This window comes from Streptomyces roseolus, from assembly GCF_014649855.1.
In the GTDB taxonomy this organism is placed as follows: Bacteria; Actinomycetota; Actinomycetes; order Streptomycetales; family Streptomycetaceae; genus Streptomyces; species Streptomyces roseolus.
The window spans coordinates 1-23,038 of sequence record NZ_BMTV01000027.1; the positions used below are offsets into that span (position 1 = coordinate 1).

General features: G+C 75.1%; 21 protein-coding genes, 1 rRNA gene and 1 pseudogene. 17 read left to right on the forward strand and 6 right to left on the reverse strand.

Features of this window, described 5'->3' with window-relative positions:
* Nucleotides 1–127: 127 nt before the first annotated feature.
* Together rrf and IE245_RS27935 are read left to right on the forward strand one after the other, a co-directional pair.
* Nucleotides 128–244: ribosomal RNA gene (gene rrf / locus IE245_RS27930) — 5S ribosomal RNA — on the forward strand.
* A gap of 94 nt (nt 245–338) precedes the next feature.
* Entirely contained in the window at nt 339–1,448 is a 1,110-nt protein-coding gene (locus tag IE245_RS27935; protein ID WP_189952483.1) for a hypothetical protein, read from the forward strand.
* A gap of 16 nt (nt 1,449–1,464) precedes the next feature.
* On the opposite strand, the gene IE245_RS27940 is transcribed toward IE245_RS27935, so the two are convergent.
* Complete coding sequence (locus tag IE245_RS27940; RefSeq protein WP_189952486.1) at nt 1,465–2,634, reverse strand: SMI1/KNR4 family protein; 1,170 nt, start codon at nt 2,632–2,634, stop codon at nt 1,465–1,467.
* A gap of 414 nt (nt 2,635–3,048) precedes the next feature.
* Here IE245_RS27940 and IE245_RS38150 point away from each other — a divergent pair.
* The 5 genes and pseudogenes from IE245_RS38150 to IE245_RS27965 all read left to right on the forward strand — a co-directional run.
* A pseudogene (locus IE245_RS38150) lies at nt 3,049–3,525 on the forward strand (DUF2785 domain-containing protein); the annotation flags it as partial.
* Between the two features lie 227 nt (nt 3,526–3,752).
* Entirely contained in the window at nt 3,753–4,295 is a 543-nt protein-coding gene (locus IE245_RS27950) for a PadR family transcriptional regulator (RefSeq protein ID WP_189952488.1), read from the forward strand.
* Between the two features lie 70 nt (nt 4,296–4,365).
* Nucleotides 4,366–6,090 carry an acyl-CoA dehydrogenase family protein gene (locus tag IE245_RS27955; protein WP_189952490.1) on the forward strand — a complete coding sequence of 575 codons (1,725 nt, stop codon included), beginning with the start codon at nt 4,366–4,368 and terminating at the stop codon, nt 6,088–6,090.
* 79 nt (nt 6,091–6,169) lie between these two features.
* On the forward strand, nt 6,170–7,873 hold the full coding sequence (locus tag IE245_RS37815) for a serine/threonine-protein kinase (protein WP_189952493.1): 1,704 nt from the start codon (nt 6,170–6,172) through the stop codon (nt 7,871–7,873).
* 27 nt (nt 7,874–7,900) lie between these two features.
* Nucleotides 7,901–9,919 carry a prolyl oligopeptidase family serine peptidase gene (locus IE245_RS27965; RefSeq protein ID WP_189952494.1) on the forward strand — a complete coding sequence of 673 codons (2,019 nt, stop codon included), beginning with the start codon at nt 7,901–7,903 and terminating at the stop codon, nt 9,917–9,919.
* An 88-nt stretch (nt 9,920–10,007) separates the two neighbouring features.
* Here IE245_RS27965 and IE245_RS27970 read toward each other — a convergent pair whose 3' ends face one another.
* Nucleotides 10,008–10,991: a helix-turn-helix domain-containing protein gene (locus tag IE245_RS27970; RefSeq protein WP_189952496.1), complete on the reverse strand. Its 984-nt coding sequence runs from the start codon at nt 10,989–10,991 to the stop codon at nt 10,008–10,010.
* A 151-nt stretch (nt 10,992–11,142) separates the two neighbouring features.
* Here IE245_RS27970 and IE245_RS27975 point away from each other — a divergent pair, with 151 nt between their 5' ends.
* The 10 genes from IE245_RS27975 to IE245_RS28020 all read left to right on the forward strand — a co-directional run bounded on the left by IE245_RS27975 (nt 11,143) and on the right by IE245_RS28020 (nt 19,451).
* Nucleotides 11,143–12,555, forward strand: coding sequence for an aminopeptidase P family protein (locus IE245_RS27975; protein WP_189952498.1), 1,413 nt, complete (start codon nt 11,143–11,145; stop codon nt 12,553–12,555).
* Nucleotides 12,556–12,706: 151 nt separating this feature from the next.
* Entirely contained in the window at nt 12,707–13,624 is a 918-nt protein-coding gene (locus IE245_RS27980; RefSeq protein WP_189952500.1) for a glutaminase, read from the forward strand.
* Nucleotides 13,625–13,717: 93 nt separating this feature from the next.
* Nucleotides 13,718–13,924 carry a cold-shock protein gene (locus IE245_RS27985; protein WP_229851582.1) on the forward strand — a complete coding sequence of 69 codons (207 nt, stop codon included), beginning with the start codon at nt 13,718–13,720 and terminating at the stop codon, nt 13,922–13,924.
* A 191-nt stretch (nt 13,925–14,115) separates the two neighbouring features.
* A complete protein-coding gene (locus IE245_RS27990; protein ID WP_189952502.1) occupies nt 14,116–14,688 on the forward strand; it encodes a GNAT family N-acetyltransferase in 573 nt (190 codons plus the stop codon).
* 172 nt (nt 14,689–14,860) lie between these two features.
* Nucleotides 14,861–16,300, forward strand: a complete 1,440-nt coding sequence (rox, locus tag IE245_RS27995) for a rifampin monooxygenase (protein ID WP_189952504.1) — start codon at nt 14,861–14,863, stop codon at nt 16,298–16,300.
* A gap of 517 nt (nt 16,301–16,817) precedes the next feature.
* Nucleotides 16,818–17,207 (forward strand): STAS domain-containing protein, encoded by a 390-nt coding sequence (locus tag IE245_RS28000; protein ID WP_189952506.1) that lies wholly within the window; start codon nt 16,818–16,820, stop codon nt 17,205–17,207.
* 22 nt (nt 17,208–17,229) lie between these two features.
* Nucleotides 17,230–17,913 carry a PadR family transcriptional regulator gene (locus IE245_RS37300; RefSeq protein WP_229851583.1) on the forward strand — a complete coding sequence of 228 codons (684 nt, stop codon included), beginning with the start codon at nt 17,230–17,232 and terminating at the stop codon, nt 17,911–17,913.
* A 92-nt stretch (nt 17,914–18,005) separates the two neighbouring features.
* Entirely contained in the window at nt 18,006–18,554 is a 549-nt protein-coding gene (locus tag IE245_RS28010) for a hypothetical protein (RefSeq protein WP_189952508.1), read from the forward strand.
* Nucleotides 18,555–18,564: 10 nt separating this feature from the next.
* Nucleotides 18,565–18,936: a hypothetical protein gene (locus IE245_RS38155; protein ID WP_373305412.1), complete on the forward strand. Its 372-nt coding sequence runs from the start codon at nt 18,565–18,567 to the stop codon at nt 18,934–18,936.
* Nucleotides 18,933–19,451, forward strand: a complete 519-nt coding sequence (locus IE245_RS28020; protein WP_189952510.1) for a GNAT family N-acetyltransferase — start codon at nt 18,933–18,935, stop codon at nt 19,449–19,451. Before IE245_RS38155 ends, IE245_RS28020 begins: the two co-directional genes overlap by 4 nt.
* Here the strand turns inward: IE245_RS28020 and IE245_RS28025 are convergent.
* From IE245_RS28025 to IE245_RS28035, 4 genes are read right to left on the reverse strand one after another with little or no spacing between them, the layout of a single operon-like run.
* On the reverse strand, nt 19,414–20,055 hold the full coding sequence (locus tag IE245_RS28025; protein WP_189952512.1) for a carboxymuconolactone decarboxylase family protein: 642 nt from the start codon (nt 20,053–20,055) through the stop codon (nt 19,414–19,416). The genes IE245_RS28020 and IE245_RS28025 overlap by 38 nt on opposite strands.
* Nucleotides 20,052–20,711 (reverse strand): cytochrome P450, encoded by a 660-nt coding sequence (locus tag IE245_RS37305; RefSeq protein WP_229851584.1) that lies wholly within the window; start codon nt 20,709–20,711, stop codon nt 20,052–20,054. The genes IE245_RS28025 and IE245_RS37305 overlap by 4 nt, the downstream gene beginning before the upstream one ends.
* On the reverse strand, nt 20,711–21,388 hold the full coding sequence (locus IE245_RS37310; protein WP_229851585.1) for a cytochrome P450 family protein: 678 nt from the start codon (nt 21,386–21,388) through the stop codon (nt 20,711–20,713). The genes IE245_RS37305 and IE245_RS37310 overlap by 1 nt, the downstream gene beginning before the upstream one ends.
* Entirely contained in the window at nt 21,385–23,034 is a 1,650-nt protein-coding gene (locus IE245_RS28035) for an FAD-dependent monooxygenase (protein ID WP_189952514.1), read from the reverse strand. The genes IE245_RS37310 and IE245_RS28035 overlap by 4 nt, the downstream gene beginning before the upstream one ends.
* Between the last annotated feature and the right edge of the window lie 4 nt (nt 23,035–23,038).

The following is a 23,038-nucleotide window of genomic DNA, read 5'->3' on the forward strand; positions in this document are numbered from 1 at the left end:
CCCAGTAATGGGTGGAGCTGACCGGTACTAATAGGCCGAGGGCTTGTCCTCAGTTGCTCGCGTCCACTGTGTTAGTTTTGAAGTAACGAACTCCCGTGTTCCGGTTGAGTTCACATCTTCATAGTGTTTCGGTGGTCATAGCGTTAGGGAAACGCCCGGTTACATTCCGAACCCGGAAGCTAAGCCTTTCAGCGCCGATGGTACTGCAGGGGGGACCCTGTGGGAGAGTAGGACACCGCCGAACAATCATTAGCCTCAGCCCCCGGACTCCGTCCGGGGGCTGAGGCATTTCTATGCCCTATTGCATGGAGTGTTCGATTCCGGAATCATTTCCGGCCGTGACACTCTTTCTCGCCGTTCTGCTCGGCGTGCTCCTCATCGTTCTTTACCGGCTTTTCGTCGTGCCCCGGCGGGCCGCTGTCTGGGCTCTTGAGCGGTTCGTCGCCGCCGAGTACGGGCTGCCGCCTCGCGAGGCGCTCGATTCGCGTCGTGCCGGGCCGCCGGCGCCCGGCCATCGGACGCGGGAGCGGCAGGCCGTCGCCGACGCGGCGTGGGGCGGGGACTGGGCGGCGGCCGACCGGTACGTGCGTGCGGCGGGAGAGGACTGGGACGAGCGCTGGGCCCGGCTCGAGGTGCTGCAGCACGTCGCCCAGGAGGACGGGGCCTGGCTCGACGCCTGGCGGGCCGCCGATCCCGGCAACTGTGATGCCGCCACGCTCCACGCGAGTCTCCTGGTGCACCGCGCCTGGGCGATCCGGGGAAGTGGTTACGCCCATGAGGTCTCCGGCTACGACATGAACCAGTTCCGCGCGTTGCTCCCGGCGGCGATCGAGGAGGCGCGGCGGGCCTCGCTGCTGGACCCGGCGAACCCGGGGCCGTGGGTCGTCATGATCACCGCGGCGCGCGGAGCGCAGTACAACCCGCGGGAGTTCGACCAGCTCTGGGACGGTCTCGTCGCCCGGGCGCCCCACCACTTCGAGGGCCACTGGCAGGCGCTCCAGTACTGGTGCGCCAAATGGTTCGGCAGCGACCAGCAGATGATGAGCTTCGCCCGGCGGGCGGTCCGCAACGCCCCGCCCGGCAGCCCGCTGGCCGGCATCTACCTGCACGCGCTGGACGAACTGCTGGCACGCACCGCCTTCACGCTGCCCGCCGGGCCGATGGGCCGGCGGATGCTGAAGCGGGTCGCCGCCTCCTTCGAGCAGGTGGACCCCGACCACGAACTCCTGCCGGGTCTCCGGCACCGGCTGGCGGACGCCATGGTCCGGACCATGATGTACGGCCCCGCGCTGGAGCAGTTCCGGCTGATCGGGCCGTGGTGCGGGGCCGAGGTCTGGCGGAGGGACGGCGACGCGGTCCTCGGATTCGAGACGGCGCGCGGGACGGCCGCGAAGCTGGCCCGCGTCCGTCCCGCGCCCGCGCCGAACGTGCACGGCATCGGCCGCTAGTAAGCGGGGGAGGGGCTCACTCCTCGACGCGGTACGTCTCCGCGTACCAGTCGGCGTACGCGTCCGCGTCGATGGCGGGGTTGCGGAGCTGCGCCCAGAAGGTGTCGTCGGGTTCCGGCGGGAGCGGCGGGCCCCCGAGGTCCGCGTGGAGGTCGTCGCGCCACAGCGGGACGTAGAGGGCCCGGGTCGTCGGGATCTCCGCGACCGCCCGGTACGCGGATCCCCGTACCGCGTGGGCCAGTTCGACGGCGGCCACGGCCCGGACGCGGTCGCCGGACGACTCCGCCCACGCCTTCACCGCGCGCAGGCGCAGGAGCGCGGGGCCGTCGAGCGGAGGCGGAGAAGAGTCCAGGACGCCAGGAAGGGCGTCCAGGGCCTCGGCTATCTCGGGGTGGGCCGCGAGGCCGGTCTCCTCGGCCAGGCGGCGGGCCTGCGCGCGGGCCGCTTCGGCGATGCGCTCCGGAGGGAGCGTGGCGACGAGGGCGCCGAGCTCGCCCAGGCCGTACAGGTGGCCCACCTTCAGGCGTTCCGCCGGGTTCTCGGGCAGGTCGAGCGGGGGGAGTTCCACGTCCGGGCCGGGGAGGGGAGCACCGGCGTGCCGCCACTCGGGGAGGCGCCCGGACGGGCCCTCCCAGATGAGGCGGCCGGCGAAGACCACCCGGGCCGGGTGCGCCGTGTCCTCCAGGCTGTCCGCCAGCCCCGTCAGGAAGGCGCCCAGGGAGTCGGCCTTGCCGAAGGTGGTGCCGGTCTCGTCGAAGAAGCGGCCGATCGTGCCGTACGTGTCCCGGCGGGGGTCGCAGTCGATGGCGACCCCGTCGGCGGTGACCTCGTACGAGCCGAACTGCACGTAGCCGTGCGCCCAGTAGCCCTCCGCGCCGTCCTCTTCCTCCTCCTCCAGGTCCTCCGCGATCGATCGCAGGGAGCCGGTCGCCTCCACGATGTCCCGGAGCCCGAGGAGCCGGTCGCCGGTGTCGAAGCGGAGCGCCTCCGGCCCCGGCCGGGTGCCGTCGTGGCGCAGCAGCGAGGCGCGGAGGTCCGCCGGGAAGACGACCCCCAACTCCCGCTCTGCCGCGCGGATGTCCTCCTCCGGCGCGGGCGGCGCGAGCGTGGCGAAGGTGCGGGGCGCGTGCGTCAGGAGCCAGTGATCGATGCGGTCCCACGCCGCGTCCACCAGGTGCGTCGTCATGCCGCCGAGCGTAGTCAGCCCGACTGACAGGGCCGGCCCTGTGCCGTTCCGTCCGACGCGACTCGCCCGGTCCCGCCCGGTCCCGTCGGCCGACCCGACTCGGATGGCCCCGTCCCGCCCGTCCCGGCCCGCCGTCCGATCATCGGTCGACCGTCTCCGAGCGGGCCGCCGAGGGTGGGGCTGTGATCAAGAACGACCGTACGCCGCCCGTCGACGCGGCCCGTTGGCTCCGCCTCCACGCGGACGGCCGTCCCGCCCCGGCCGCCGCCGACCTGCCCGCGCTCGCCGACGAACTGGCCGAGGCGCTGCGCCACCCCGACCCCGACCTCCGCGACGGCGCGTCGTACGTCGTGCTGCGGACCTGGATCGAGCGCGACGTGATCGACCGGCCGCCGCGCGTGCCCGGGCACCGTGATGGCCGCCCGCTTCGACGACCCCGAGGTCCAGGCGCGTACCGTCGCCCCGCTCGTCCTCGACATGATCGTCGCCCGCGGCGACCTCGACCCGGCGTGGCTCGCCGCCTTCCGGCGGTGGTACCCGGCCGAGACCGGCCTGCGCGGCCACGACGCCCGGCTCGGCCGGCTGCACGCCGTCGCGCACGGGGCCGACCTGCTCGGCACCTTCGGCTCCCGCCCGGACGTCGACCCGGGCGTCGACCCGGGCGGCATGCTCGCGCTCGCGGCCGAGCGGCTCGTGCCCCCCACCGACCACGTCTTCGACCAGCAGGAGGACGACCGGCTCGCGCAGGGCGTCGCCCGCACCCTGAACCGCACCGAGCCGACCGAGGCCGAGGCGCTGTGCCGGCTGGGGCCGGTCGAGGCGGCCTTCGCCGCCGGGCGGCCGCCCGGCGGCCCCGCGACGGCGGCGCGCGTCTCCAACGCCATGCGCACACTGCGGATGCCGTACCTCTTCGCCGACGTCGGCGTACGACCCCGGACCGGGGCCCCGGCCCCGCGCGGACCCCGCACGCCGAGCCGCTGGAACGGCGTCTCGCGGAGGTCCTCTCCCTGGTCTTCCAGGCGGCGTGAGACGGCCCCGGGAAGGGCGGGCCGTGAGGCGCGTCTCATCGCCGCCCGGCCGCCTTGCTATGCAACCAGTTGCATAGCAGGATCGGGGGCATGGCGCTCGAACACGCGATCCTCGTGTCCCTGCTGGAGAAGCCCGGGTCCGGATACGAACTGGCCCGGCGGTTCGAGCGGTCCATCGGCTACTTCTGGACCGCCACCCACCAGCAGATCTACCGCGTCCTCAAGCGCATGGAGAACGACGGCTGGGTGGCCGCCCGGGAGGTGCCCCAGCAGGGGCGGCCGGACAAGAAGGAGTACTCCGTCGCCGACCTCGGGCACGCGGCGCTCAGCTCCTGGCTGCACGAGCCGATCGAGCCCGAGAGCGTCCGGCACGACCTCGCCGTGAAGATCCGGGGGGCCGCCTTCGACGACCCGGCCGGCCTCGTCCGCGAGGTCGAGCGGCACCGGCGGGCGCACACCGACCGCCTCGCCCACTACCTCGCCGGCGAGGAGCGCGACTTCCCGCCCGCACCCGGCGGGCCCCCGGACGCCGAGCGCGAGCTCCAGCACGTCGTGCTGCGCGGCGGCATCGCGTACGAACGCATGATGATCGCCTGGCTCGACGACGTCCTCGCCACCCTGCGCCGGTTCTGAGGCACCCCTCCGGAACCCGTCCGCGCCCTCACCCACCCTCATCCACCCTCAAGTCCAAGGCGGTTGCCCCATGACCGACGCGCTCCTGTTCAACCCCCGCACCTACGACCCCGCGCACTTCGACCCGGAGACCCGCAGGCTGCTGCGCGCCACCGTCGACTGGTTCGAGGACCGCGGCAAGCGCCGGATCATCGAGGACTACCGGACCCGTGCCTGGCTCGGCGACTTCCTCGCCTTCGCCGCCGAGGAAGGGCTCTTCGCCACCTTCCTGACCCCCGCCGCCGAAGCCGGCGAAGGCCAGGACGACAAGCGGTGGGACACCGCCCGCATCGCCGCCCTCAACGAGATCCTCGGCTTCTACGGGCTCGACTACTGGTACGCCTGGCAGGTCACCATCCTCGGCCTCGGGCCGGTCTGGCAGAGCGACAACGCCGCCGCCCGCGCCCGCGCCGCCGAACTCCTCGACCAGGGCGAGGTGTTCGCCTTCGGCCTCTCCGAGAAGACGCACGGCGCCGACATCTACTCCACCGACATGCTGCTCACGCCCGACGGCGAGGGCGGCTTCCGCGCCACCGGCTCCAAGTACTACATCGGCAACGGCAACGCCGCCGGACTCGTCTCCGTCTTCGGCCGTCGCAGCGACGTCGAGGGCCCCGACGGCTACGTCTTCTTCGCCGCCGACAGCCGGCACCCGGCCTACCACCTGGTCAAGAACGTCGTCGACTCCTCGAAGTACGTCAGCGAGTTCCGCCTGGAGGACTATCCCGTCGCCGCCGCCGACGTCCTCCACACCGGCCGTGCCGCCTTCGACGCCGCCCTGAACACCGTCAACGTCGGCAAGTTCAACCTCTGCACCGCCTCCATCGGCATCTGCGAGCACGCGATGTACGAGGCCGTCACCCACGCGCAGAACCGGATCCTCTACGGCCGCCCCGTCACCGCCTTCCCGCACGTGCGCCGCGAGCTCACCGACGCCTACGTGCGCCTGGCCGGCATGAAGCTCTTCAGCGACCGCGCCGTCGACTACTTCCGCACCGCCGGACCCGACGACCGCCGCTACCTCCTCTTCAACCCGATGACGAAGATGAAGGTGACCACCGAGGGCGAGAAGGTCATCGACCTCATGTGGGACGTCATCGCCGCCAAGGGCTTCGAGAAGGACAACTACTTCGCCCAGGCCGCCGTCGAGATCCGCGGCCTGCCGAAGCTGGAGGGCACGGTCCACGTCAACCTCGCCCTCATCCTCAAGTTCATGGCCAACCACCTCCTCGCCCCGGCCGACTACGAACCCGTCCCCACCCGTCTCGACGCCGCCGACGACACCTTCCTCTTCCGCCAGGGACCCGCCCGCGGCCTGGGCTCCGTCCGCTTCCACGACTGGCGGCCGGCCTTCGACGCGTACGACCGCCTCCCCAACGTCGCCCGCTTCCGCGAACAGGCCGACGCGCTCTGCGACTTCGTCCGCACCGCCGCGCCCGACGAGGCCCAGAGCCGCGACCTCGACCTGCTCCTCGCCGTCGGCCAGCTCTTCGCGCTCGTCGTCCACGCCCAGCTCGTCCTGGAGCAGGCCGCCCTCACCGGCCTCGACGACGACGTCCTCGACGAGCTCTTCGCCGTCCTCGTCCGGGACTTCTCCGCCCACGCCGTCGAACTCCACGGCAAGGACTCCGCCACCGAGGCGCAGCAGACCTGGGCGCTCGGCGCGGTCCGCCGGCCCGTCGTCGACGAGGCCCGCACCGCCCGCGTCTGGTCCCGCGTCGAGGCCCTCTCCGGCGCGTACGAGATGAAGCCCTGACCCCGCGGGTCCGGGCGGCGCGCTCCGGTGCGCCGCCCGGACCGACGGCTGTCACCCCGGCCGCCTACGATGACCGCTCATGAGCACGAGTGACGACGACGGCAGACCGCTCGTCGACGGACGGTTCAGGCTGGTCTCCCGGCTCGGCAGCGGTGGCATGGGCACCGTCTGGCGGGCCCGCGACATCGCCCTCGACCGGGACGTCGCCCTCAAGGAGGTCCGTCCGCCCGACCCCGCCGCCGAGGCGGCCCGCCCCGGCCTCACGGAGCAGCTGCGGGCCCGGGCCGTCCGCGAGGCCCGGGCGCTCGCCCGGCTCTCGCACCCGCACGTCGTGACGGTCCACCACATCGTGGAACCCGCCGACGGCTCGGCCCCGTGGATCGTCATGGAACTGGTCGAGGGCAGCTCGGTCGCCGACCGGCTCGCGGCCGGGCCGATGCCCGTCCGCGAGGCGATCGCCCTCGGCCGGCAGGTCCTCGGCGCCCTGCGCGCCGCCCACGCCGCCGGCATCCAGCACCGCGACGTCAAGCCCGCCAACGTGCTGCTGCGCGCCGAAGGCGGCGCCGTGCTCACCGACTTCGGCATCGCCGTCCTCGACGAGTCGACCTCCCGGCTCACCGCCTCCGGCGACCTCATCGGCTCCGCCGAGTTCATCGCCCCCGAGCGGATCCGCGGCGAGGAGGGCAACCCCGCCTCCGACCTGTGGTCCCTCGGCATGCTCCTGTACGTGGCCACCGAGGGGTACCACCCGCTGCGCCGCGCCACCAGCCTCGCCACCGTCGTCGCCGTCCTCGACGACCCGATCCCGGCGCCGGTCCGCTCCGGCGTCCTCGCCCCCGTCCTGGACCGCCTCCTCGTCCGCGACCCGGCCCAGCGCCCGGACGGCGCGCTCCTCGACCGGCTCCTGGAGGAGGCCCAGGCCCAGGAGGGCGCCGCGAACCCCGGTGCCACCCCGGCCGACGCCGTCCCCCCGGGCTTCGGCCCGGCCGTGCCCGGCGCGTACCCGCCGCCGGCGCACCCGTACGCCCACCCCGCCTACGCCGGGCCCGTCCCGCAGACCTCCGGGCGGGGCCCCGAGCCCCGCACCGGCCCGGCACGCCGCAAGCGCCTCGCCACCGTCGCCGCCGGCCTGGCCGTCGGCGGGGCCCTGCTCGCCCTCGGCGTGGCCCAGCTCGTCCCCGACGGGGGCGGGGGCGGCGGGGCCTCCGGCGGCCTCGGCCTCGGCACCGGGGACGGCAAGCGGACCGGGTCCACCGAGCAGACCGCCTCGCCCGGCCCGACGGGCGGCGGCACCCCGAGGGCCACCGCCCCCACGACCGCGGCCTCCGGCTCCCTCCTCACCCCCGCGGGCGTCCGCACCGCGCTCGCCGCCTTCCGCGAGGCCACCGGCGTCTCCACCGTCAAGCAGGTGTTCGTCTACGACGAGTACGCCATCGCCGAGATCCCCACCCGGCAGGGCGCCAAGACCTACGACCGGTGGCAGTACCGGGACGGCAAGGTCAGCCGGCAGGGCATCGGCGGCACCATCAGCGCCTCCCGCGCCGGCGACCAGCCCTTCGACCCCGCCCGACTGCCCTGGGACGGCCTGCCCGCCCTCGCCGAGCGTGCCGACCGCGAGCTGAAGGTCGAGGGGCCCCTCACCCGGTACCTGATCGTGCAGCGCTGGAGCTTCAACGAGGACCGTCCCACCCTCCTCGTCTACCGCACCAACGACTACAGCGCCGTCGGCTACCTCGCCGTCGACACCGACGGCAAGGAGGTGTACAAGCTGGTGGCCGACTGAGGCACCATCCGGCGACGCCGGGGGAGAATGGCCCGCGTGAACCATGACGATCCGTACCTGTGGCTGGAAGACGTCGACAGCGAGGCCGCCCTCGCCTGGGTGGCCGAGCGGAATGCCGAGACGGAGGCCGAGCTGGCCTCCGGACCCGGCTTCGACGCCTTCGCGGAGCGCCTGCGCGAGGTGCTCGACGCCGTCGACCGCATCCCGTACACCACCCGGCGGGGCCCCTACCTCTACAACTTCTGGCAGGACGCCGAGCACGTACGGGGCCTGTGGCGGCGCACCACCCTGGAGCAGTACCGCAAGGACGCCCCCGAGTGGGAGGTCCTGCTCGACGTGGACGCCCTCGCCGAGGCCGAGGGCGAGAAGTGGGCGTGGGCCGGGGCCCGGGTGCGGCGGCCCGACCACGACCGGGCGCTCGTCAGCCTCTCCCGCGACGGCGGCGACGCCGTCGTCGTCCGCGAGTTCGACCTGCCGTCCCGGAGCTTCGTCGAGGACGGCTTCACCGTCCCCGAGGCGAAGACGAGCATCGGCTGGGTCGACGCCGACACGGTGTTCGTCGGCACCGACCACGGCCCCGGCTCGCTCACCGACGCCGGCTACCCGCGCACGGTCCGCCGCTGGCGGCGCGGCACCCCGCTCGCCGAGGCCGTCACCCTCTTCGAGGGCGAGCCCTCCGACGTCTCCGCCTGGGCCTGGCACGACCCCACCCCCGGCTACGAGCGCGACTTCGTCGGCCGCTCCCTCGACTTCTTCCGCAGCGAGACCCACCTCGTCACCGCCGACGACCGGCTCGTGCGGATCGAGGTCCCCGAGGACGCCGAGGTCTACGCCCACCGCAAACACCTGATCGTCACCCTCAAGTCGCCGTGGCTCGGACACCCCGCCGGCGCCCTCCTCGCCTTCGGCTTCGACGCCTTCCTGGCCGGGGACCGCACAGCCGAGGCCCTCTTCGTCCCCGACGAGCGGACCGCGCTCGCCGGACACTCCTGGACCCGGCACCACCTGATCCTGGAGACCATGCGGGACGTCAGCACCCGCATCGAGGTGCTCACCCCACGCGAGGAGGGCGGCTGGTCGCGCGCCCCGCTGGCCGACGTGCCGCCGCTGTCGGCGGTCGCCGTCACCGACACCGACCCGGACGTCTCCGACGAGTACTTCCTCGACGTCTCCGGCTTCCTCCAGCCGTCCACGCTCACCCGCGGCGACATCGGCGGCGACACCGAGGTCCTGCGCCAGGCGCCCGCCCGCTTCGACATCACCGGGCTCGCCGTCGAGCAGGCCTTCGCCGTCTCCGACGACGGCACCCGCGTCCCGTACTTCGTCATCGGCCCGGACCGCTCCGAGGGCCCCGGCCCCACCCTCCTGTACGGCTACGGCGGCTTCGAGGTCTCCCTCACCCCGTCCTACGCCTCGCTCACCGGGCGCGGCTGGCTGGAGAGCGGCGGCACCTACGTCATCGCCAACATCCGGGGCGGCGGCGAGTACGGCCCGGACTGGCACCAGGCCGCGCTCGGCGCCCACCGGCACCGGGCCTTCGAGGACTTCGCGGCCGTGGCCCGCGACCTCGTCGCCCGGGGCATCACCACCCCGGAACGTCTCGGCGCGGCCGGCGGCAGCAACGGCGGCCTCCTCATGGGCGCCATGCTGACCCGCTACCCCGAACTGTTCGGCGCGATCGTCTGCCAGGTGCCGCTGCTCGACATGGTCCGCTTCCACAAGCTGCTCGCCGGCGCCTCCTGGATCGCCGAGTACGGCGACCCCGACGACGAGGCCGACCTGCCGCACCTGCGGGACCTCTCCCCGTACCACCGGCTCACCGCCGACGCCCCCTACCCGCCGGTGCTGCTCACCACCTCCACCCGCGACGACCGGGTCCACCCCGGGCACGCGCGCAAGGCGGCGGCACGGCTGCGCGAGCTGGGCCACCCGGTCCTCTTCCACGAGAACACCGGCGGCGGGCACGCGGGCGCCACCGACAACGCGCAGGCCGCCCGCAACAAGGCCCTGATGTACACCTTCCTGCGCAAGCACCTCGGCTCCTGACCCCGGCGGCCCGCCGAGGCTCCTGGCTTCGGCGGCCCGCCGAGGCACCTGACCCCCGGGGCCAGGCGCCTCGGCGGGCCCCGGGGGGTCAGAGCCAGCCGTGCCGCTGCGCCTGGAGCGCCAGCTGGAAACGGTTGGTGGCGCCGAGCCGGGCCATCAGGACCTGGATCCGGCGGAAGAGGGTGCGGCGGCTGACCCCGATCTCCCGGGCGATCACCTCGTCCGCCGCACCCCCGGCCAGCAGCCACAGCAGCCGCCGGTCGGCCGGCCGCAGGCCGCCCGGGAGGGCGGTGCGGCCGTGGAAGGGCAGCGCGTCCCGCCAGGACTGCTCGAACAGCGCCACCAGCGCCGAGAACAGTCCGCACGGCTGCACCACCAGCATCGTGGTGAACACGTCGGCCTCCCGGATCGACAGCGACACCAGCGCGTACGCCTCGTCGATGATCACCAGCTTGACCGGGACGGACGGCAGCACCCGGGCCTGCTCGCCGGCGGCGATCACCGGCTCGATCGACCGCTCCAGATGGCCCGGCTGCTCCAGCGAGGCCCGGGAGTAGACGACCCGCTGGGTGACGCCCCGGGCGAGGGTCGCGAGGGCGTCGTCGGTGGCGCCGGGGACCTTGAAGTACGGCGGCGAGTCCAGCTGCCGGATCTGCTGCCGGGCGCTCGCCCACGCCTGCCGCATCCGCGGCCCGATCGCCTCCCCGGTCACCACCTCCACCAGGTCGTCGCCGTACGCGGCGAGCCGCTGCCGCCGGAACGACTCGAAGGCGCCGCCCACGGTGATCCGCGACTCGTCCAGCTCCGCGGCCCGGTGCCGGCCCAGGATCTCCAGGCCCGCCGCGGGCGGCACCGGAGCCACCGTGCCGCCGTCGTCGGCCGCCGGGCTCGCGAGCCCCGCGTCGACCAGCTCCCCGTACGCCTCCACAAGCGCCGGCCCCTCGACCCCGGCCGCCGCGCCGACCGCCGCCAGCGGCGCCGGCGCCCGTTCCAGGAGCGCGCGGTAGACCCGCGCCGCCGTCTCGCCGAGGCCCAGGAGCCGCAGCGCCTCGCCCAGTCTCTCCTTCGCCATGCCGCCCATTCTGGCCGCCGCCCGCGTCCCCGCGTGTCCGATCCGTGCCACTGGCACACTTCGGCCCCACGGCCCCGCCGGGCGGGCTACGGTCCGTGAGCCTCCGACGACCGGCGGTTCCCCGCGGGGACTCTCGACGAAGGAGCACGACGTGGCGAAGGGTCGCAAGAACGGCCTGTACGACGGCATATCCGAGGAACTCTCCGCGCTCATGCGGACCGGCTGGGCCGACACCGAGCGGCACGACCTGACCGAGTCCGAGCAGGCGCCCTACGCCGCCGCCCGGCGCGCCGCGCTCTCCGCCCGCTTCCCCGGCGAGCGCCTGGTGATCCCGTCCGGCAACCTCAAGGTCCGCTCGAACGACGACACGTACCCCTTCCGCCCGCACTCCGCGTACGTCCACATGACCGGCGACCAGGCCCGCGACTGCGCCCTGGTCCTGGAGCCCCGCGAGGACGGCGGCCACGACGCGTACGGCTATGTGCTGCCCCGCGACGGCCGCGACGACGACACCTTCTGGATCGGCTACACCGCCGAGCTGTGGATGGGACGCCGGCTCTCCCTCGCCGAGGCCGAGCGGGTCCTCGGACTGACCTGCCGCGACGTCCGCGAGCTCCCCGCCCACCTGGCGGCGGGCGCCGGCGTGCCCACCCGGGTCCTGCGCGGCGTCGACCCCGCCCTGGAGGCGGCCGTCACCACCGACGAGGAGCGGGACACCGAACTGGAGGACGTGCTCAGCGAACTCCGCCTGGTCAAGGACGCCTGGGAGATCGGCGAGCTCCGCAAGGCCGTCGACTCCACCGTCCGCGGCTTCACCGACGCCGTCGGCGACCTCTCCACCGCCGTCGCCACCTCCGAGCGCTGGATCGAGGGCACCTTCTTCCGCCGCGCCCGCCTGGAGGGCAACTCGGTCGGCTACGGCTCCATCTGCGCCGCCGGCGACCACGCCACGATCATGCACTGGACCTCCAACGACGGCCCGGTCCGCCCCGGCGAACTGCTCCTCTTCGACGCGGGCGTGGAGACCCGTTCCCTCTACACCGCCGACGTCACCCGCACCCTCCCCATCAGCGGCACCTTCACCGACCTCCAGCGACAGGTGTACGACGCCGTGTACGAGGCCCAGCAGGCCGGCTTCGACGCGGTGAAGCCCGGCGCGCCCTACCGCGCCTTCCACGAGGCCGCCCAGCGGCACCTGGCGGCGAGGCTGGTGGAGTGGGGCTTCCTCGAGGGGCCGGTGGACCGCGCGTACGAGCTCGGCCTCCAGCGGCGCTTCACCATGGCGGGAACCGGCCACATGCTCGGCCTCGACGTGCACGACTGCGCCTCCGCGCGCAACGAGGAGTACGTCGACGGGGTCCTCGTGCCGGGCATGGTCCTCACCGTCGAGCCGGGCCTCTACTTCCAGCCCGACGACCTGACCGTGCCCGCAGAGTGGCGCGGCATCGGCGTCCGCATCGAGGACGACCTGCTGGTCACGGAGACGGGCCACGAGAACCTGTCCGCCGGGCTGCCCCGCACCTCCGCCGAGGTGGAGGAGTGGATGGCCCGCGTCGCGGGCTGACCGCCGGGGACGCGCGGGCCCGGATGTGCGGCCGGGCCCGCGCTCCCGCCCGGGGGCGCGCGGCGGCGGAGGGACGGGTCCCTGGGATCCTTCGGGTCCTTCGGACCGGGCCGGGAGACGCGAGCGGTCCCCGGGACTGCATCATGTGATCATGATGCAGTCCTTCCTGCCCGTCCTCGAACGCGTCGCCGAGGAGATCGAGGGCCTCGCCGGCCGGGGCCGCCCGGCCGACTACATCCCGGCACTCGCCGCGGGGGACCCGAACCTGTTCGGGATGGCCGTCGCGGAGGTGGACGGCAGCGTGTACGGGGTGGGGGAGTGGCAGCGGCCCTTCTCCACCCAGTCCGTCACCAAGGTCTTCAGCCTCGCGCTCGCCCTCGCCAAGGAGGGCGACGAGCTGTGGGAGCACGTGGGCCGCGAACCCTCCGGCAACCCCTTCAACTCGCTCGTCCAGCTGGAGTACGAACACGGCATCCCCCGCAACCCGTTCATCAACGCGGGCGCGCTCGTCGTCACCGACCGGCTCCACCGGCTCACCGGCGACGCCTCCGGGGTCCTGCGGGACTTCCTGCGCGCCGAGAGCGGCAACGACGACCTCGACTTCGACCGGGACGTCGCCGCCTCCGAGGGCGAACACGGCGACCGCAACGCCGCCCTCGCCCACTTCATGGCCTCCTACGGCAACGTCTCCACCCCCGTCCCCACCCTGCTGCGCGAGTACTTCCGGCAGTGCTCCGTCGAGGCGTCCTGCGCCGACCTCGCGGTCGCCACCGGCTTCCTCGCCCGGCACGGCGTCCGCGCCGACGGCAGCCGGCTGCTCACCCTCAGCCAGGCCAAGCAGATCAACGCCGTCATGCTGACCTGCGGCACCTACGACGCCGCCGGCGACTTCGCCTACCGCGTCGGGCTGCCCGGCAAGAGCGGCGTGGGCGGCGGGATCATCGCCGTCGTGCCCGGTCGCTGCACCCTGTGCGTGTGGAGCCCGGGCCTCGACGAGCGGGGCAACTCGGTCGCGGGCGTCGCCGCCCTCGACCGCTTCACCACCATCACCGGACTCTCCGTCTTCTGACGCCCGGCTCCCCGGGGCCCGGATGCGGAGCCGGGCCGCACGGGGTACACCTCCGGTGGGGCGCCGTGAGCGCCCGGAGCGAAGGAGGTCGCCGTGGACAACCGCACCACCGGATTCGTGCAGTCCTTCAACCGCCGCGCCGGATACGGCTTCGTGCTGCCCGTGGGGTCGGAGGAACCCGTCTTCTTCCGGGCGGAGGACGTCGAGGACGGGGTCCGTGCCCTCTCCGAGGGCCAGCAGATCACCTTCGTCCTCGTCCTCGGCGAAGGCCGCTTCGAAGCGCGCGAACTCCGCGTCTGACCCCCTTCCCGGTCCGCCGTTCGGAGCAGCGCCGAGCAGGGCGCGTCCCCGGCCGCACGCGCGGTCCGGGAGCGCGCGCCGGATCCGCGGACGGCGACGGCGCGGGCGCTCCCGGGCCGGTTCGCGGGACCGCGCCCGCAAGGTCTGCCGGACGGTCTGCCGGGCGGCGGTGTCCGTGCCAGGGTGGGGGCATGACCATCGACGTGCGCCCGGCCTCCGTCTACGAGGACGTCCGGGCCGTGATCGGCCCCAAGTCGCCCACGGCCTCGGTGTGTTTCTGCCTGAGCCACCGGATCCCGTCCAGGCTCAACAACGAGCTGCGCGGACCGGCCAGGGGCGAGTACGTCGCCGGGCTGTGCGCCGGGGAGCCGCCGCCGGGCGTCCTCGCCTACGACGACGGGGAACCGGCCGGCTGGGCCGCCGTCGCACCCCGCTCGGAGACCACCTTCGCCCGCAACCGGAAGATCCCGCACGTCGACGACCTGCCGGTCTGGTCGCTCTGGTGCGTCCGGGTCCGCCCGGGCCACCGCGAGAAGGGCGTCAGCCACGCCCTGATCGCGGGCGCGGTCGAGTTCGCCCGCGCGCACGGGGCACCGGCGGTGGAGGCGTACCCGCTGGACAACGGCGACGCCCGCGTGGACATGACGATGGCGTACGCGGGGCTGCGGAAGAACTTCGAGCGCGCCGGCTTCGTCCGGGCCGCCGACACGACCTCGGTGCTCGCCGGCCACCCACGGATCCTCATGCGGCTGGACCTGCGCTGAGAGCAATGGGGCTGGGCCCGCACGGAGACGAATGCCGCCGGGCCCGCGCCGATACGTTATCCGAAAGGCCCCCTGCCCTCTTCAACGTATAGCGCACGGGGGGCCTTGCGGCAAGGCCCCCCGAGTGACGCAGAATCGGCGGCTGAACAGCACAAACAGAGGGGGAACGTCCATGTTCGATGCCGATGTCCTCGTGATCGGCGGCGGGCCGACCGGGCTCGTGCTCGCGTCCGAGCTGCGCCTGTGGGGCCTGCGGCCGCTCGTCCTGGAGAAGGCGGCCGAGCCGACCGGGCACAGCCGGGCGCTCGGGCTGCACGTCCGCAGCATCGAGGTGATGGACCAGCGCGGCCTCCTCGACCGCTTCCTCGCCCGCGGACAGCAGTACCGGGTCGGCGGCTTCTTCGCCGGGCTCGGCACCTCCTGGCCCGAGGGGCTCGACACCGCCCACTCCTACGTCCTCGGCATCCCGCAGAACGTCACCGAGGAACTCCTCGACGAGCACGCCCGCGAGCTGGGCGTGGAGCTGCGACGCGGCCGGGAGCTGGTCGGGCTCGACCAGGACGCGGAGGGCGTCACGGCCGAGCTCGCCGACGGCAGCCGACTGCGGGCCCGCTGGCTGGTCGGCTGCGACGGCGGACGCAGCACCGTGCGCGGCCTGACCGGGATCGGCTTTCCCGGCCTGCCCGCGCGGTACGAGACGCTGATCGCCGAGGTGCGCATCGGGGTCCCCTGGGAGGAGGTCGTCCCGGTGATGACCGAGGTCCGCAAGACGCAGACGCGGTACGGCGTGATGCCGCTCGGCGACGGGCTCTTCCGGGTCGTCGTGCCCGCCGACGGGCTCTCCCGGGACCGCTCCGCGCCGACCCTCGACGAACTGAAGGAGCGTCTGGTCGCCGTCGGCGGGACCGACTTCGGGGTCCACGAGCCCCGCTGGATCTCCCGCTTCGGCGACGGCACCCGGCAGGCGGAGCGGTATCGCGAGGGCCGGGTGCTGCTCGCCGGCGACGCCGCCCACATCCACCCGCCGACCGGCGGCCAGGGCCTCAACCTCGGGGTGCAGGACGCCTTCAACCTCGGCTGGAAGCTGGCCGGCGAGGTGCGGGGCTGGGCGCCCGAGGGGCTGCTCGACACGTACCACTCGGAGCGCCATCCGGTCGCCGCCGCCGTGCTCGACAACACCCGCGCCCAGATGGAGCTGATGTCCGAGGAGCCGGGAGCGCGGGCGGTGCGCCGGCTGCTCGCGGAGCTGATGGAGTTCGACGAGGTCAACCGGCATCTGATCGCGAAGCTCATCGCGATCGACATCCGCTACGACTACGCGGAGGAGGGGGAGCCGGAACTGGTCGGCCGCCGGCTGCGCGACGTACCGCTGAAGGAGGGGCGCCTCTACGAGGCGGCGCGGGCCGGCCGCGGACTGCTGCTCGACCGGACGGGGACGCTCTCGGTGGCGGGCTGGGAGGACCGGGTGGAGGTCGTCACCCCCGCCGGTGACGAGCCCGGCGTGCCGGCGGCGCTGCTGCGGCCGGACGGCCACGTCGTCTGGGCCGGCGACGACCCGGCGGAGCTGCGCGCGCGACTGGAGCGCTGGTTCGGGGCGCCGGCCGCACACTGACCGCACGGAACGGCCCGCCCCGGCTCCGGGGCGGGCCGCCGACGCCGCCGTCCCACCCGGCGGCGTCCCGTCCGGTGCCGTCCCGCCCGGCGGCGTCCCGTCCGGTGCCGTCCCGTCCGGTGCCGTCCCGTCCGGCGGCGATCGGCTCGCGGCGGCCGGTGCGGACGCCGGACTCCTCTTCGTCCGGCGGGGCGACGATCCGGCGCTGACCGTGCCGCCGGCGGACGGCGGCACGGGGCGAGGGCCGGCCGGGCCGCTCGACCGGATCCGTACCGCGCCGCACGGGCACACCGCCGCCCTCGGCCCAGCCGATCCGCCTCCGCTTCGAGGCCCTCCTCGCCCCGCGCCCCGCTCCCTCCTCGGCGAGCGGCGCCCCTGACTCCTCGCACGCGCGTCCGGCACACCGGGGGACGCGTATTCACCGGATCCGGTGACTGAGGCCAAGGCGAAACGTCCCTTCCGCCCTGACTACGGCCACCCTCGACCTGACACTTGGACCCACCCTGTGGAGCGTCCGATGCAGCTGATCCCCCGTCATGACCCCCATCTCACCGTCCGTGCGGCCGGCGCCCTGACCGTCGCCGTCCTCCGCGGCGAACTGGACCTCGTCCTCGTCCGCCATCTGCGACCCGAACTCGACGCGCTCGTCCGCGAGGCCGACGCCCTCGCCCTCGACATCCGTCCGCTGGGCTTCTGCGACGCCACCGGCCTCGGCCTGCTCGCCCACTGCGCGCGGAGCGCCCGCGCGCGCGGCGCGCACTTCCAGCTCGTCTGCGACCAGCCGTGGATCCACCGCCTGGTCCGCCTCACCGGCCTCGACGAGCTGCTGCGGCCCGAGCCCGTGCTGCGCCCGCTGCCCTCGCCGCTGCCCGCCGGCCCCCGCGCCCGGGCGGAGCACCCGGTCTGAGGCCCCGCGATACGGTCTCCGCGTGCCCGAAGTCCGGCTGACCACGCCCTCCTTCCTCGCCCTCGGCATCATCGACGCGCTGGACGAGGCCAGTCCGTACGACGTCAAGGTCGCGGCCGCGCGGACCGCCGCCCCCTTCCGGTCCGTGCCGCACGCCCAGGTGTACGCCCGGTGCGACCGCCTCCCGGAGGCCGGGCTGCTCTCGGAGGCGCGTCAGGAGGGCGGCCGGAACCGGCGGTCGATGCGGCTCACGGAGGAGGGGGCGGTGGCGTTGCGCGGCCGACTCGCCGACCCCTTCTCCGTCCCGGTCGAGGCGCGCGAACGGGGCATCCTGAAACTCCGGTCCGGGGCGAGCCCGCGCGTCCACGCCCCCGCCCTCGGCGCCCGCACCGGTGCTCGGCGGCGCCGCCGCGACGGGGGAGGAGCGCCGGTGAGCGCCCCCGGCCGCCGCCCCGGACGCGAACCGTCCGCCGCCGTCGCCGTGATGGGAACCGTCGTCGACCCCGTCAGCCTCGGTGCCGGCGCCCTCCTCGCCGTCGCGGCCCTCACCGGGCACGCGGCGGGCACCTGGGCCTCCCCCGAAGCCCTCGGCCCGGGCCTCATCGGCGCGGCCATGGTCGGGGTGGCGCCCGCCCTGCCCGCCCTGGGCCGGCCGACGACTGGGAGGAGGCGCGGAGCCTCTACCCGCCTCTGGTCGTCGTCCTGACCGGGCTGCTCGCCGTCACCCTCCTCGACCTCGGTGCCCTCCGGGTCGCCACCGGCGACCCGCTCTTCCTGGTCCTCTTCAGCCTCGGCCGGATGCCCGTCGTGGTCCTCCTCGCCCCGGCGTCGGTCGGCTGCCTCGCCGCCCGGTGCCGCAGGCCGGCCGCGGCGGTGCGCACCGGTCCGTCCGGTACCGCGCTCTCCCGGGCCGGCGGGGTGGTGCCCGCGCCCGCCTGGTCCAGGCCGCTGCTCGCGGTCCTCGGCTCGGGGTGGCTCGGCACCGGCGCCGGGCTCCTCTTCCTGCCGGGCTTCTGGAGCGCGTTCGTGCCGTGGACGGTGAACCGCGCCGATGCCCAAGGCATCGGCGTCCGGGCGCTCGCGCTCGGCGTCGGCGTCCTCGCCTCGCTCGCCGAGGACGACCTGACGCGCGGCCGCCCCGCCCTCCGGTCCGTCCCCGCGGTCGCCGTCGCCTGCGGGATCGTCCTCGCCGCCCGCGCCGCGGACGTCGACTGGCGCTCGGGCGCCGCCGCCTCCCTCCTCGCCCTGCTCGGTGGGGTGTTCACCACCGGGGTGACCGGGCAGGTGCTGCTCCGCAGGGCGGTGACGGCCGGAAACCCCGTGGAGCGCCCGCGGCCGACCGCGTGATGATGACCGCATGATCGCGCACCCCGCCACGCCCGACCCCGACCCCCCGCGCCCGCCGGACCCGTCGCTCCCATCCGGCTCCCCGTCCCCTTCCGACTCCCCGCTCACGACGGACTCCCCGCTCCCGTCCGCCTCCCCGCTTCCGCCGGTCGACACGCTCCTCGTCGTCGTCCCGCACGACGGCCACGCCACCCAGGACTGCCCGGCCGTCCCCGGTGTCGCCGACGCGGTCCCGGCGGCGGTGGTCTCCCGCGTCGCCGCGTACTCCCTCGGCTCCGACGCCGAGGTCACCGCCCCGGCCGCCGCCGTCTCCTTCACCGCCCCGTCGCGGACGGCCGTCCCCTCCCCGTCGGCGGGCCCCGTGCGAGGATCGGCCGCATGATCACGCTGCACCACCGCCCGGCGGACGAGGCCGACCTCGCCACCCTCGTACGGCTCCGGGACGACGCCGCCCGCTGGATGCTGGAGCGGGGAATCACCGGCCAGTGGCGGCCCGGCGAGCTGGGCGAGGACCACTTCCGCCGGATCATGGCGCACGGCGAGGTCTGGCTCGCGGAGCGGGACGGGCGCGTCGCCGGCGCCTGGGAACTGTGGTGGGACGACGAGGACGCCTGGGGCCCGCAGCCGCCCGTCGCCGGGTACGTCCACCGGCTCATGGTGGACCATGACGTCGCCCCCGGGGCCGGGCGGCTGCTGCTGGCGGCCGCCGAGGAGCGGGTGGCGGCGGCCGGCCGCACCCGGGTGCGCCTGGACTGCCTCTCCACCAACCCGAAGCTCGCCTCCTACTACCGGGACGCCGGCTACCGCGTCGTCGGCCGGAAGGACGGCAAGCCGCAGCCGGGCGGCCCGGCGAAGTCCTTCACGCTGATGGAGAAGGAGCTCCCGCCGGCCGCCTGACCCTCCGCGGCCCCTCCTCGTCCGCCCCCTCCTCCTCGTCCGGCTGGATGCCGGCGAGGAGGTTGAAGGCGCCGGTGAGCAGGTTGAGGCCGACGACCCCGACCACCTCGGCGACGACCCGGTCGCTCCAGCCGTGCGCCCGCACCTCGGCGACGTCCGCGTCGCCGAGCGCGGCCGGTTCGGCGAGGACCTTGAGGGCGAGGGTGATGAGGGCGGCCTCCCGCGGATCCGTCGAGGTGCCCTGCCGGGCCAGGGCGATGTCGGTTCCGCTCAGCCCGGCGGCGCGGCCGGCCGACGCGTGCGCCTCGCGGCAGGTGCCGCAGCCGATCCACTCCTGGACGGCGAGGGAGAGCTTCTCGCTCAGCGCGCGCGGGATCTTCACCCGCTTCATCGCGCGGGAAAGGCTCAGGTAACCCTCGATCAACGCGGGTGAGTTGGCCATCGTGGAGACCATCTCGCCCGCCGAGCCGTGTCGTTCGACGATGTCCGCGAGGAGCTCGCGGGCCCGGCCCCGGGCCTGGTCCGGGGTGAGCGCCGGCAGCCGGCGGGGACGGGTGGGAGTGGCGGCAGTGGTGGGGGTCGTGGTGGTGCCGGTCGTGGTCATGCACTCCTCCTCTTTATACCCAGTGGGGGTATAACGGGGGTGGGGTGGTGATCCTTCCCGGCGGCTTCCCCTTCCTGTCCCCGTTCTCTGAGGACCAGCCGGGACGGGCCGTGGAAGACCCAGTCCGGGGCGTACTCCACCTCGACGAGCGGGCGGGCGTCCGGCCGGAGCAGGGGCAGCCGGTCGAGGAGCACGGCGAGCCCCGTCTCCGCCTCCAGGCGGGCGAGCGCCGCCCCCGCGCAGTAGTGGATGCCGAGTCCGAAGGCGCAGTGCCGGCCGGTGGCCCGGCGGATGTCGAGGACGTCCGGGTCCGGGAAGTGCGCCGGGTCCCGGTGGGCGGAGCCGATCACCGCGACCAGCCGGTCCCCCCGCCGGACCCGCCGCCCGGCGAGCTCGGTGTCCCGCCACGCCCAGCGGGTCACCATCTGCACCGGCGGGTCGAAGCGCAGGAACTCCTCCACCGCGCCCGCCACGAGCCCCGGCTCGGCGCGGAGTTCGGTGACCGTCCCCGGCCGGGCGAGCAGGGCCAGGACCGCCTTCCCGAGGAGCCCGGTCGTCGTCTCGTGGCCGGCCGTCAGGAGGTGGACGCAGGTCGACGTGAGGACCGCCGGGGTGAGGGAGGGGTCCTCCCGGCCGGCCGCCGCCAGCGCCCCCATCAGGTCGCGCGGCGCGCAGCCCGCGTGCCGCCGGGCCGCCAGCGCGGCCGTGAAGTACCGCTCCAGCTCGCCCGCGGCGCGCTCGGCGCGCGCGAGGCCCGCCCCCGTCCGGTCGCCGCGCGTGCCGCCCGCCTCCTGGAGCGCGAGCGCCCGTTCCCGGAACCACGGCCACAGCCGTCCCTCCACCCCGAGCAGCCGGGCGATGACGAGCGGGGGAACGGCGCCGCGAACCCCCGCACCACATCGACGGCCGGCCGTCCGGCGAGCGGTGCCGCCAGCTCCTCGGCGATCTCCCGTACGGCCGGCCGCAGTCCGGCGACGGCGGCGGAGGCGAGCGGCGGGTTCACCCGCGCCCGCAGCCGGGTGTGGTCGGGCGGATCGAGGAAGACCAGCCAGTTCTCGACGACGCGCCGCAGCGTCTCGTACCCCTCCGGTATCGCCGCCGCCCGCCCGGTCGCCGGAGACCTCCGCCGGTACGCGCGCCCCGCGAGGACCCGTGCCACCTCCGCGTACCGGAAGAGGTACCAGGTGGTGTCCCCGGCCCCGCCCGCCCCGCCGTCGGGCGACGGCACGGCATGGACGGGGTCCCGCTCGCGGTAGCGGCGGTAGACCGGGTACGGATCCGCCAGGTCGAGCTGCCCGGGATCGAACGGCGCGAGCCGGTCCGCGCCCATCATCCGCCCCCGCCCGGTCGTGCCCCGCCGGTGCCGGGGCCGGCCCCGCGCACCAGGTCGGCGAGGGCGCCGGGGTCGGCGGGCGGCCGTGGCCCCCGCCAGGCGACGTGGCCGTCCGGCCGCACCAGCACGTACGGACGCCCGTACCGGCGCCGTGGCTCCGCGCCCCCGGGCGGGCTCCACACCCGCAGCGGCACCCCCCGCGCCGCGAAGGCCCGTTCCGTCGCCTCCGTGCCCTCCGCGGCCCCGGGGCCCAAGCGGAGCAGGGTGAAGCCGGGACCGAAGAGGTCCAGCGTGGAGAGGCCCGCCGCCAGCCACACGTGCGGGGCCCGCCCGCCCGGTACCGCCGCCCGGTCCCACTCCGGACGGCCGGCGTCCCCGGCCGCCGGAACCGGCTCCCCGGCCGTGTCCTCCGCGACGATCGGCGACCGGTACCGGTGGGCGAAGTGGGCGTCGGGCGCCTCGAACTCGCGCCGGGGGTCGGAGGCGGCGATCCGCCGCCCCAGCTCCGCGCGGGCCTCCGCGCCGCGCGGCGAGTCCTCCAGGAGCGCCGGGGCGATGCGCCGGTCCAGGGTGCGGTGCAGATTGCGATGGCTCTCCTCCAGGCCGGCGAGGGCGACCGGACGCCGTTCGCTCCCGTACGCGTCGAGCAGCCCGGGCCCCGCCCAGCCGGACAGTTCGGCGGCGAGCTTCCAGCCGAGGTCGGCCGCGTCGCCGATCCCGGTGGCGAGACCGAAGCCGCCGGAGGGGGAGAGGGTGTGCGCCGCGTCCCCGGCGAGCAGCACCCGGCCGTCGCGGTAGCGGGCGGCGACCCGGTGGGTCAGGTGCCAGCGGGTGTCCGAGAGGATCTCCACCGGTACGTCCACGGCGAGCGCCCGGCGGACCACCCGCAGCGCCTCGGCCGGGCCCGGCGGACAGGTGAGCCGGTACAGGTCGCGGCCGTCCATCGCCCGCAGCGGGTAGCGGAGACCGCCCGGTTCGGTGACGAAGTGGACCAGGGCCGCCCGCGCGCCGAGCCGGTCGCCGAGGCCCGGCGCCCGGAAGAGGACGTTCCGCAGGGTGCGGGTGGCGTGCCGCTCGGGCGAGGCGATCCCGCACGCCTTCCGCACCGGCGAGGCCGCCCCGTCGCACCCCACCAGGTACCGGGCGTGGACCGTCGTCCGCGCCCCCGCCGCGTCCGTCAGCTCGGCCCGCACCCCGTCGTCCGTCTGCCGGAACCCGGTCAGCCGGGTCCGCAGCCGCACGGGGCCTTCGGGCCGCACGCCGAGCCGGCGCGTCAGCAGCGGCACGAGCCAGTGCTGGGGGCAGACGGCCTCGGGTTCCGGCGTGTGAGCGGGCCGGGGCCGCTCCGCCACCGTGCCGAACCGCAGCCGGTGCAGCTCGTGCCCGCCGACCGCCGTCACCCAGGCGACGTCCAGGGTGTGCCCGGCGGGCCAGCCGGCGCCCCGGATCGCGTCCGCCACACCCCAGCGGCGGAACAGCTCCATCGCCCTCGGCCCGATCGTCGACACCTTGGGGTGGGTGATCCGCCCGTCCCCGTCCTCCACCAGGACGAAGTCGACCCCCCGCCCGGCCAGGTCGAGCCCGAGCGCCAGCCCCACCGGGCCGCCGCCCACGACGAGCACCTCGGTCTCCTCCGTCACCGTCACCGGC

Coding starts and splice junctions, on each gene's coding strand:
- IE245_RS27940 (WP_189952486.1), bottom strand. CDS start 2,634: ATGACGACGCACCTGGTGGACGCGGCGTGGGACCGCATCGATCACTGG.
- IE245_RS28020 (WP_189952510.1), top strand. CDS start 18,933: ATGATCACGCTGCACCACCGCCCGGCGGACGAGGCCGACCTCGCCACC.
- IE245_RS37815 (WP_189952493.1), top strand. CDS start 6,170: ATGAGCACGAGTGACGACGACGGCAGACCGCTCGTCGACGGACGGTTC.
- rox (WP_189952504.1), top strand. CDS start 14,861: ATGTTCGATGCCGATGTCCTCGTGATCGGCGGCGGGCCGACCGGGCTC.
- IE245_RS27950 (WP_189952488.1), top strand. CDS start 3,753: ATGGCGCTCGAACACGCGATCCTCGTGTCCCTGCTGGAGAAGCCCGGG.
- IE245_RS27990 (WP_189952502.1), top strand. CDS start 14,116: ATGACCATCGACGTGCGCCCGGCCTCCGTCTACGAGGACGTCCGGGCC.
- IE245_RS27955 (WP_189952490.1), top strand. CDS start 4,366: ATGACCGACGCGCTCCTGTTCAACCCCCGCACCTACGACCCCGCGCAC.
- IE245_RS37310 (WP_229851585.1), bottom strand. CDS start 21,388: ATGATGGGCGCGGACCGGCTCGCGCCGTTCGATCCCGGGCAGCTCGAC.
- IE245_RS27980 (WP_189952500.1), top strand. CDS start 12,707: ATGATGCAGTCCTTCCTGCCCGTCCTCGAACGCGTCGCCGAGGAGATC.
- IE245_RS27965 (WP_189952494.1), top strand. CDS start 7,901: ATGGCCCGCGTGAACCATGACGATCCGTACCTGTGGCTGGAAGACGTC.
- IE245_RS28000 (WP_189952506.1), top strand. CDS start 16,818: ATGCAGCTGATCCCCCGTCATGACCCCCATCTCACCGTCCGTGCGGCC.
- IE245_RS37305 (WP_229851584.1), bottom strand. CDS start 20,711: ATGGGGGCGCTGGCGGCGGCCGGCCGGGAGGACCCCTCCCTCACCCCG.
- IE245_RS28010 (WP_189952508.1), top strand. CDS start 18,006: ATGCCCGTCGTGGTCCTCCTCGCCCCGGCGTCGGTCGGCTGCCTCGCC.
- IE245_RS38155 (WP_373305412.1), top strand. CDS start 18,565: ATGATCGCGCACCCCGCCACGCCCGACCCCGACCCCCCGCGCCCGCCG.
- IE245_RS27970 (WP_189952496.1), bottom strand. CDS start 10,991: ATGGCGAAGGAGAGACTGGGCGAGGCGCTGCGGCTCCTGGGCCTCGGC.
- IE245_RS28025 (WP_189952512.1), bottom strand. CDS start 20,055: ATGACCACGACCGGCACCACCACGACCCCCACCACTGCCGCCACTCCC.